Origin of the sequence: Phaeobacter sp. HF9A (assembly GCF_011806385.1) — a bacterium.
GTDB lineage: Bacteria > Pseudomonadota > Alphaproteobacteria > Rhodobacterales > Rhodobacteraceae > Epibacterium.
Genome location: NZ_JAATOX010000176.1, coordinates 1 through 5860 on the forward strand (window position 1 = coordinate 1; position 5860 = coordinate 5860).

General features: G+C 66.7%; 5 protein-coding genes and 1 pseudogene. 1 reads left to right on the top strand and 5 read right to left on the bottom strand.

Annotation, left to right across the window (positions count from 1 at the left end; genetic code table 11):
• On the top strand, window positions 1-1392 hold a 1392-nt coding region (locus HCZ87_RS19340), incomplete at its 5' end, for a bifunctional diguanylate cyclase/phosphodiesterase (protein ID WP_167646530.1).
• 51 nt (window positions 1393-1443) lie between these two features.
• Here the strand turns inward: HCZ87_RS19340 and HCZ87_RS19345 are convergent.
• From HCZ87_RS19345 to HCZ87_RS19365, 5 genes and pseudogenes are all read right to left on the bottom strand, one after another.
• Complete coding sequence (locus tag HCZ87_RS19345; RefSeq protein ID WP_167646532.1) at window positions 1444-2463, bottom strand: LacI family DNA-binding transcriptional regulator; 1020 nt, start codon at window positions 2461-2463, stop codon at window positions 1444-1446.
• A gap of 362 nt (window positions 2464-2825) precedes the next feature.
• A complete protein-coding gene (locus tag HCZ87_RS19350; RefSeq protein WP_167646534.1) occupies window positions 2826-3590 on the bottom strand; it encodes a hypothetical protein in 765 nt (254 codons plus the stop codon).
• Window positions 3587-4039 (bottom strand): hypothetical protein, encoded by a 453-nt coding sequence (locus tag HCZ87_RS19355; RefSeq protein WP_167646536.1) that lies wholly within the window; start codon window positions 4037-4039, stop codon window positions 3587-3589. Before HCZ87_RS19355 ends, HCZ87_RS19350 begins: the two co-directional genes overlap by 4 nt.
• Entirely contained in the window at window positions 4036-4959 is a 924-nt protein-coding gene (locus HCZ87_RS19360) for a dynamin family protein (RefSeq protein ID WP_167646539.1), read from the bottom strand. Before HCZ87_RS19360 ends, HCZ87_RS19355 begins: the two co-directional genes overlap by 4 nt.
• Window positions 4960-5000: 41 nt before the next feature.
• Window positions 5001-5860: pseudogene (locus tag HCZ87_RS19365) on the bottom strand (hypothetical protein); the annotation flags it as partial.

Below are 5860 nucleotides of genomic sequence, written 5' to 3' on the forward strand. Positions count from 1 at the left end.
GGCGATAAGGTGGTGACCCGGTCCGAAATCACCGAGCTGATCCGCAGCGAACGCGAACAGCGCAAGGCGGCCGAAGCCTTGCAGCGGGCCAAGGACCGGATCGAGAAACAATCGCTGCGCGATCCGCTGACCAAGCTGGCGAATCGGCGGCACCTGGACATGGAACTGGCAGAACGGCTCAGCCGCGAGCCGGTGACATTGGTGCGCATCGACCTTGATCGGTTCAAGAAGATTAACGATATCCTCGGGCATGAGGCGGGCGATTTTGTGCTGTGCCATGTGGCTGATGTTCTGCGCGCACATACCAAGGCGGGCGATCTGGTGGCGCGGGTGGGGGGCGATGAATTCGTCGTGCTCTGCCGCTCGGGCACCTCGCTCCGCCAGGCGGAGATCCTGGCGGAGCGCGTGCTGAAAGCGGTCCTGCAACCTCTGGTCTGGGGCAACAAACGCTGCAATTTCGGCGCCAGCTTCGGGGTTGCCAGCGGCGATCCGGGCGAGATCACCAGCAGCGAATTGCTCAGCAACGCCGATGCGGCGCTCTATCGCGCCAAAGCCTCGGGGCGGGCGACGGTCGAGGTCTTCACCTCCGAGATGCGCCAGGAGGCTCTGGCGGAGCGCGCCCTGGCGGATCGCATGCAGCATGCCCTGGATGTGGGGGAGATCCTGCCCTACTACCACACCCAGCACGACTCCCGCACCTGGGAACTCGCCGGGGTGGAGGTTCTGGCCCGCTGGGATCATCCCGAACTCGGCGTGCTGACCCCGGATCGCTTCCTGGGCATTGCCAAACAGCTGGGGCTGGAGGCTGAGCTGGACAGCCGGATTTTCGAAACCGCGGTGAAACAGGTGAAGGAGCTGGCCGAGCGCGCCATTGATGTGCCGCGCGTCGCCTTCAACGTCAGCGCCCCGCGCATCATGGAGCCGGGCTTTCTGGAAACGGTCCGGGCGCAGATCCCGGAGGATCGGCACCGGTTTGCCTTTGAAATCCTGGAATCGATTTCCTGCGAGGAGGAAGGCGATGCGCTGATCTACTGTATTGATGCGCTCAAGGACATGGGGTTCCTGATCGACGTGGATGATTTCGGCTCCGGCCATGCCTCCATCAACGGGGTTCTGAACATCGAACCCCATGCGCTGAAGATTGATCGCAACATCATTTTCCCGTTGGGCCAGAGCGAACGGGCCGAACGGATGGTGGCGTCGGTGGTGGATCTGGCGCATTCCCTAGACGTCAAGATCATCGCCGAAGGGGTCGATACGCTGGAAAAAGCGCGGCTGCTGCGCCAGATCGGCTGTCATATTCTCCAGGGCTTTTATTTTTCCAAACCCCGCAGCTTTGCCGAGCTGAAGCATAACCTCATGGGCGTGGATCAGGATCGAAGCGCCGTCTGACCGGGCGCGTCGGGGCCCGGCAGGGGCGCTGCTGCGCTGCGCAACATATTGTCAGGTTGTGATTTTTCGGGTGGTGGCACGATGCACCGGCGTGATTGGAATGGTGGCGCATTCAAACGGGCGGCTGCCGTCTTCGATGCGCGCCTGCAGCAGATCCACCGCCAGCATCGCCGCCGCCCCGGCGTCCTGGCAAATGGTGGAGAGGTTATTGCCGAGCCACCCCGCCTGCTCGATATCGTCATAGCCGAGGATCTGAATATCCTCCGGCAACCTGCGCCCGTATTTGACCCGCATCCCGTCCAGAAACCCCAGCGCCAGCAGATCGGTGGAGCAAAAGACGGCATCGGCCTCGCATTTGGCTGCCATAAACAGATCCGCGGCCTCCAGCCCGTCGGCGTAGTTCTGGCCGACGGGGGTGATCACCTCGGCGGGCATCCCGGCGCTGTGGCAGCAGGTGGCAAAGGCACGGGCGCGGCCGGTCACGGTAAAGGTCTCCTGGCTGGGGTCCAGCACCGCAAAGCGCCGGCCTCCCGCCTCACGCAGCATGTCAAAGGCGAGTTGACCAGAGGCCTGGATATCCAGCTGCACCCGGTCGGCGGCGACTTCGCGCAGGTCGCGATTGATCAGCACCACCGGCACCGACAGGCGCTTGCATTCCTCGATGATCTCTGCGGGGGGGGAATCCGAGGTCACAATCATGCCGGAGACGCTATAGTTCAACAGCCGATCAATCAGGCCCGACAGCGTCACATCCCCCTCGGCGACGATCAGGATCGGGCAGTAGCCTTTGGCCAGAAGTTCGCGCGCGGCGACCTTTACCTGCGATGCGCGATAGGGCGTGTCCAGGCGCGAGGCGACCAGCCCAACCAGGCCGGAATTCTGGTTTTGCAGGCCCCGGGCCAGGAAATTCACCCGATACCCCAGCTCCTGTGCCGCTTGGATGACCCGCTTGCGGGTGTCCTCAGAGACCCGCCCGCTGCCGGACAGCGCACGAGACACCGCCGAGCGATGTACATTGGCAAGCCGGGCCACGTCAAAGGACGTCGGTTTTTTCTTTTTCTTATCAGTCATCTAAAAGGGTACGCCCCAAAGGGGAAACGCGGCGAACACAGGCGCTGCTGCGGGGCGGGCCGTGTGGGCAGGCGTGCGGGACCCCACTTGGCTCCGGCACGTAAAAGGGGAGGGGGACATGCATCATGCGTCGGCTCCGGTCCTGTCCTATCCCGGGCGCAGTGTCGTGGCGCAGCCCCGGTTCACCTGTGGCCGGTCGCAGCAATGCATCCGGCCTCTCGAATAGAGCGCAGCGGATGAGCTGTTGCAAGTCTTACGTTACGCAGCCGTAAATACGCATTGCCCCGCCAGCCGCCGCAATCCGCGCCGCAGCGGCGTGATCGCGCTTTTGGTGGGTCGCATCCTCACGGACGGAGGGGCCGTCAGGCGGTGCCGCGCTGCCAGTGACGGGCCAGAAGCTCGGCGGCTTCGGGGGGCAGGAGCAGCGCAACATGGTTGCCGCGCTGCGACACCACGGCCAGGCTGCTTGCTGCGCTGAGCTGCGTCAGCCGCAACAGCGGTTTACCGGCGGGCAGAGGTTGGGCTTGCGGGGCGCGGTGCTGCTGCTCTTGCCACAGGCGCGACAGGGCCACTTCGGCCACGGGATACAGCTCCGGCCTGGGCCCGTCACAGGTGATATGGCCGGTTTCGCCCTCGAGCCTGCCCCGCGCCAGCGCCGATGCGCAGGCCTTGGTCAGGGCCTCCTCAGGGCTGGCGGCAGCGAGGCCCGCAAGCGCCTCTTGCAGCAGCGCGGCGCTGCATTGGGTCGTGGCGCTGCGCAGGGGGCGGGCCTCTGCTGTCAGGGTGATCCGCGCATGATCCGGCACATGGGCCGAAAGCCGCAGCAGCGTCTCGGCAAAGCGCGGGGCGGCCTCGCGGGCGCTGTTGAACTCGTGGCTTTCCAGCGCCCCGTCCGGCCCCTCCATCCGCAGCAGGGCGCGTTGGGTGATATCAAACCGGGCAAGCGGCGCGCCCTCCACCGCAAGGATGAGAGCACGCGGCAGGATGGTCGTGTCGATATGATGCAGAATGCGCTCCGGCAGTGCCGGGTGCTGGCGCGAGGGCGGCGCGGCCAGTGCGCGCAGCCGGCGCAGCAGCGGGCTGTCCTGTGCCATATCAGGCAGGTGTCGGGCGGGATGTGTTGTCATGCCGGTCCCGGTCCCGGTGTCTCGCCTTGCAGCCGGTGCAAGAGCGCGATGGCTTCGGGGCGCAGACGCATTGCGCTCTCAGTGCTGGCGCAGAGCAGGAGCAGCGCATCCTGCGGCGCATCGGGGCTGCGCAGGAACAGCCGCACGCCGCCGTCGTCGATCAGCCGGATGTCTTCGGCCTCGGTGCTGATGGGCGGGTAGGCCATTGGCAGAGCCTCCTGCGCCGCCTGACGCAGGGCAAACCCTTGCTGGGCTTCGGCGCTCAACCGGTCCAGCGTTTCCTGCCGGATGCCGGGCGCCGAGACATGGCGCAGCACCAGCCGGGTCTCCAGATCGCAATAGGCCGCGACCCGGCAATCGGGCACCTGATCGCGCAATCTGGCAAGATCCCGCAGCAAGGAGTGAGGGGCAGAGCCCGGCGGGGTCGGGGGGGCGCTGTGCAGCATCATTTTGCGCTCCGTTCCAACCGGGCGCGGCGCGGGCGCGGGGTGGCGGCCTCGGGCACCGGGCGCACCCGACGCGGCAGGATGCGCAAGCTGCTGTCGGCCTCCGGCTCCGGCGGGCGTTGTTCGGCGGCATCCGCCACGGCGGTCAGGTTGCGCACCGCCCGCAGGCGGGGCCGGGCAAGGTCTGACCGCGGGCTGAGCGCGGCAAGATCCGGCGCGGGCGCCTCTTCTGCGCGGCCCGCGCTGGCATGGTCCTCCCAGTTCAGCAAGAGATCAATCAGATGTTCCACAAACTGATCCGCGCCGCTGGTTTTCCAGGCCTCCATATCCTCGCCCGCCGCCAGCGCCAGCGGCAGCGCGATGGGAAAGACCGCGCCAAAGCTGCCCTCGGTTTCGCGCGCCAGTCGGCGCAGCACCCGGGCGCGATCCCTATCGCTGGTGAGCTTGTCGAAATGGGTCACCAACAGGGTGCCGGGCGCGCGCAGCTGCGGCGCCAGGATCGACCAGAAGGCCGCCTCGCTCTGCCGCCAGGCCTGGGTTGCAGAGGTGCACCAGATCACGCTGTCGACTTCGGGCAGCACCGCCTGCCAGACATCCGCTGGCATATTGGGATCGGAAATTCCCGGCATATCAATCAGATCGCAGAGCTCCAGCGCCTCGGAGGGCAGCCGCAGATCGACCCGGCGCGCGCGCTCCAGCGGCAGGTCGTTGAGCTGATCCAGCGCCACCGGTTCAATGCTGCCATCGGCCATATGCACTTCGGCGGCCTCGGCCCCGTAGGAGATCCAGACCGGCGGCAGCCGGGTGGCGGTGACTTTGACCGGCAGCGGACGGCTGCCCAGCAAGAGGTTGGTCAGCGTGCTTTTGCCAGCGCTGAATTCTCCCATCAGGGCGATCCGGGGTTTGCGGGTTTGATCAGGCATGAGGCGTCTCCGGGGGCTGCGGTTCAGGCGGGTCTGGCGGTTCAGGCGATGAGGGCACGTAGGGTGGTGAGCGCGGCGGCATGGGCGGCGGGTTTCGCGTCGTCGCCCGCAGGGGCGAGGTTCTGTGAGGGCCTCCCCTCGGCACTGGCCTCGGCGATTTCCACCAGGATATCGCGATGCTGGCGCAGGGAGTCGGCCAGACAGGCCAGCGCGGCGCTGCGGATCTGGCCGCATTGTTCCACCTTCAGCGCGGTCATGAAGGGCTGGGTCTCGGCGCTGATCTGGCTGCGATAGGTCTCGGCAAAGCTGGCATAGCCCCGGGTGCGGCGCCACCAGTTGCCCCACCAGCTGTCGCGCACATCCAGCGCGATGGTCTGGGCCAGCGCCACCGGGGCGGGCAGCGGCGGCGCGTCGGGCACCGCGATCTGGATACCCTCCACCCGCGCGCCAAAGGCATCATAAAGATGCCGCGCCACGTCGCTCAGCGCCTCGGAGTACCGGTCCTCCAGCTGCTCTTGCAGCCGTTTGCCCATGACGGAACAGGCACTGCGCAGCAGCAGGCGCAGGCCGGTGGGATCATATTGCCAGGGGCTGCTGTCGCCCCAGTCCTGCAAATGGGTGATCAGCGCATGGGTGGCCCGGTCCAGAAAGGTCTCATGCGCCCGCTCGATCCGCGCGCCAAAACCATCGAGCACCGCATCGACCTCGCCCGCGCAGGCCAGCATATGGGCCTCCACCAGCGCGTCATAGCTGCGCAGGCTGTCCTCCAAGGAGGCGAAATTGGCGCCGCTGCCACCGCTGACACGGATCCCCTCGGCGGCCTCCTGCGCGGTGGCCAGCGTCAGCGCATCCCGCGCCACCCGGCGGATAAGAGGGCGGGCCTCGGTCTCTGCCACACGGC

Excerpts from the sequence above, each read along its gene's own strand:
- HCZ87_RS19345 (WP_167646532.1), bottom strand. The coding sequence starts at position 2,463 with ATGACTGATAAGAAAAAGAAAAAACCGACGTCCTTTGACGTGGCCCGG.
- HCZ87_RS19350 (WP_167646534.1), bottom strand. The coding sequence starts at position 3,590 with ATGACAACACATCCCGCCCGACACCTGCCTGATATGGCACAGGACAGC.
- HCZ87_RS19355 (WP_167646536.1), bottom strand. The coding sequence starts at position 4,039 with ATGATGCTGCACAGCGCCCCCCCGACCCCGCCGGGCTCTGCCCCTCAC.
- HCZ87_RS19360 (WP_167646539.1), bottom strand. The coding sequence starts at position 4,959 with ATGCCTGATCAAACCCGCAAACCCCGGATCGCCCTGATGGGAGAATTC.